The organism is Methylobacterium aquaticum (assembly GCF_001043915.1).
Classification (GTDB): domain Bacteria; phylum Pseudomonadota; class Alphaproteobacteria; order Rhizobiales; family Beijerinckiaceae; genus Methylobacterium; species Methylobacterium aquaticum.
The window spans coordinates 1-2,769 of sequence record NZ_LABX01000149.1 but is presented as its reverse complement, the minus strand read 5'-3'; the positions used below and the strand labels follow the sequence as shown (position 1 = coordinate 2,769).

General features: G+C 68.4%; 2 protein-coding genes. One reads left to right on the top strand and one right to left on the bottom strand.

What is annotated here, in order from left to right; translation table 11 throughout:
* Nucleotides 1-147: MmcB family DNA repair protein (locus VP06_RS35160; protein ID WP_156295681.1), on the top strand; the 147-nt coding region annotated here is incomplete at its 5' end.
* A 930-nt stretch (nt 148-1,077) separates the two neighbouring features.
* Here the strand turns inward: VP06_RS35160 and VP06_RS18940 are convergent.
* On the bottom strand, nt 1,078-2,769 hold a 1,692-nt coding region (locus tag VP06_RS18940; protein ID WP_156295680.1), incomplete at its 5' end, for a L,D-transpeptidase family protein.

The following is a 2,769-nucleotide window of genomic DNA, read 5'->3' as shown; positions in this document are numbered from 1 at the left end:
TTCGGCGCCGCGATCCTGCGCGAGCCGCCCGCGCATCCCCTGGCCGCCGCCCGCCGCAAGGCCGTCACCCTGCGCTTCGCGCATGCAGCCGCGGGGTTGCTCCATGCGCTCGCCGATCCGGGCTCGATCCGTGAGGGGGCGTTGTAGGGGCGCCGTACAGGCCGGATTTCGAGCGTTCGAAGGAGAATTCGAGCCCGGGCTGGCCATCGAGCGTATGCTGTGCTGTGTTGCGTAACAGACAGCGCCGCAACCCTGCCGAACCGAGCAAGGCTCGATTGATACCAACGGTCGTTGAAAACGACCTTTGGTTCCGTTCATCCCTCTGGAAGACTTAAAACTGATAGATGGTCAGGGAACCCTTCTTCGAGGCTAGCTTCGTTCACACCTCAGGATGACGTGCAGGAATAGGATATTCGATAATTTCTGTCAGACTTCATCGGCGCGATCCATGCGAACAGGCTCTGGCTGTGCGGATGAGATCGATTGATCCGATGATATTGTTTAAAGTCCTTGACAGAAGACTTGTTTTATGCATCGATCCGTCGCGAATGGTCGATGCCGGGCCGGACCTTCGGCGCGTGTGCGAAAGCCGACGGGCCGGCCTAGCCCGATCTGTCAGCCTCCGATGGCGCCCGAGGCGCCGACGACGGCCACCAGCAGCCCACATGCCAGGACACCGATCATCGCATAGGTGATGGTCTTCAGCATCGACGGTCCTCGCTTGGCCGGGTTGAGCGTCGTCTGCGGTAAGCAAGGAGCACGCCGAGGCATGCCCGGCCGCAGACGGGTCGATCGTCAACGGCGGACCCAGCGGAAAGTTCATCGCACCGCACAAATCGCGCATGCCCGATTCAGGCGGGGGCGTCGGAGTGGGCCTTGGCGCAACCCGTCGCCGGGGGCCGGCCGGTTGCCATCATGGTCGGACGCGACGGGGCACGAGCGGCAGGGCGCACGCTCGAACCCTCGTTCCCGCCGACCAGGGATCACTCAGGGGTGAGGGATCGCTCAGACGGGAGGGATCGCCCGGCGACCCGTCTGGATGCCGGGACGGATCACTCTCCGGACCACAACCCGCGCCTACCACCATCCCCGGCGGATCGCCCCGGTCTCGCCGAAATAGTCCGGGGCGGGCTGCACGATCGCAGGCTCCCCGACGTCGTTCGCGGCAGCGGCCGGTCGGCGAGGGGTCGGACGGGGCGCGGCCTGCTGCTGCGCGAGATCGCGGGTGCGGCCCGCGGCTGTTCCGGTGGGCTTGCCGGTGGGCTTGGATCCTGCGACCTTCGGCTTCTGGCCGGGCTCGGGTGGCAGCGCCTCGGTCGAGAGGCCGAGCGCCACCTTCACCCTGGCATTGACGCCGTAGAGGTCCGGCAGGCTGCGCAAGCCGCCGTTCGGATCGGCTTCCAGGGTGAAATAGGCGAGGTGCACCGGCAGCTTCTCGGGCAGCATCACGGTGCGCTCGCCCTTGCCGATCAGCGTCTTCAGCCGCTCGGTCGGCCAGCGCGGCCCGAGCACCACCTGCGCGAAGCGGAACGGATCGTCGACGCGCACGCAGCCATGGCTCAGGGCCCGCTCGGAGCGGGAGAACAGGCTGCGGTTCGGCGTGTCATGCAGATAGACCGCGTGGTCGTTGGGGAACATGAACTTGATGAAGCCGAGCGCGTTGCGCTCGCCCGGCGGCTGCCGGATGGCGATGCTGTTGCCGCGCTTCACGACCTGGTAGCCGAGGCGGGCGGCATAGTTCGGGTCGCGGGCGAGGCCCGGCAGGAACTGGCTCTTCAGGATCGAGGGCGGCACGGTCCAGGACGGGTTGACCACCGCGTAGGTCATCTCGCCGGAGAAGATCGGGGTCGGCGATTCCACCTTTCCGACGATCGTCCGGGACTCGTCGAGGACACGGCCGTCCCGGATCACCCGCACCTTGAATTCAGGGATGTTGACGAAGATGTGGGTGCGCCCGAGATCGGCCGGAAGCCAGCGCCAGCGCTCCATATTGGCGAGGAGGTCGGCTTCCTGCTTGTCGGGCGCGGGGCCGGCGAGGGCCGCCACGGTGGCCTGATCGAGGATGCCGCTGGCCTTCAGGCCGCGCTCGCGCTGGAAGCTCGCCACCGCCGTCGCCACGCCCTCGTCGTAGGCGGTGGCATCCGCCGCGCCGCTGATTCCGAACCGGGCGCGGATCAGCGGCACCCGGGCGTCATGCATGCCGGTCTTCAGCGCCGGCCCCTTCGGCAGGCGGACCATCGGCACGGCGCGGTTCGGCTGCTGGGCGCGCAAGGAGGCGAGCTTCGCCTTGAGGCCGAGATAGCCGGCTTGCGCCGGATTGTAGCCCTGGAGCAGGGCACCGGCATCGGATCCCGCCGGGGTGAGGCGGGTCAGCACCGCGTCGGCGGCCGGCAGGTCGAGCTTCGGGGTGATGAAGCGCGACAGGCGCGACGGCTCGATCCGTCCGCCCCGGGCATCGCGGGCATAGAGCACCGCGGCGGCCGAGAGCTTCAGGTCGGCCTCGGCCCGGTCGGCTGGCCTGGCATGGGGCGGGTCGAGGAGCGGGATCGGATAGGCGAGGGGGTCGAGCCCGTCCTCGCCCGCCGCCTGGAGCCGGGCGATCACCGCCTTGGCGGCGTCGGTCCAGCCGCTGTCGGTGAGCCAGACCGCCTTGAAGGCGCCGAGCGCATAGAAGGCTTGGATCGCCTCGCCGACCCGGCCTTCAGCCTGATCCGCCGCCTGAACGCCAAACAGCGCGAGGCGATCCAAGCCTTCTATGCGCTCGGCGCC